Source organism: Tepidimonas alkaliphilus, assembly GCF_007556595.1.
GTDB classification, from domain to species: domain Bacteria; phylum Pseudomonadota; class Gammaproteobacteria; order Burkholderiales; family Burkholderiaceae_C; genus Tepidimonas; species Tepidimonas alkaliphila.
Genome location: NZ_VJNB01000033.1, coordinates 1 through 709, shown reverse-complemented (window position 1 = coordinate 709; position 709 = coordinate 1). Strand labels below are relative to the sequence as shown.

Annotated in this window: 1 pseudogene; it reads left to right on the top strand. The window is 67.6% G+C overall.

Annotation, left to right across the window (positions count from 1 at the left end):
* A pseudogene (locus Talka_RS11855) lies at window positions 1-709 on the top strand (DDE-type integrase/transposase/recombinase); the annotation flags it as partial.

The following is a 709-nucleotide window of genomic DNA, read 5'->3' as shown; positions in this document are numbered from 1 at the left end:
ATCTGCCGCCGATCCCGAAGAGCCACCCGATGAGCACACCGGCGCAGGTGGTGCAGCGCATCGTGGAGCTGGCGCTGGCGCACCCGTCGTACGGGTGCAACCGGCTGCAGGCGCTGCTGCTGGCCGAAGGCAGGCGGCTGTCGGCGGTGACGATCCAGAAGATCCTGCAGGATCACGCACTGGGCAGCCGTCACGAGCGCTGGCTGGCGCTGCAGCAGCGCAGTGCGCAGCAGGCGCTGGAGCTGTCGGCCGAGCAGATCGCCTTCATCGAGCGGCACAACCCCTGCTTTCGCGAGCGGCACGTGGAGTCGAGCCGCCCGGGCGAGCTGCTCAGCCAGGACACCTTCTTCGTGGGCAGCTTCAAGAGCGTGGGCAAGGTCTACATGCACTCGGTGGTGGACACCTACGGCAGCTACGGCTTTGGCCTGCTGCACATCTCCAAGCAGCCCGAGGCGGCGGTGGCCGTGCTGCACAACGACGTGCTGCCCTTTTACCGGCTAGCACGGGCTGCAGGTGGGCGCCATCCTGACCGACAACGGCCGCGAGTTCTGCGGCACGCCGCACCACCCCTACGAGCTGTACCTGCAGCTCAACGACATCGAGCATCGCCGCACCCAGGTGCGCCGGCCACAAACCAACGGGTTCGTGGAGCGCTTGCACCGCAGCGTGCCCGATGAGTTCTTCCGTGTCGCGCTGCGCCAGAAGGTCT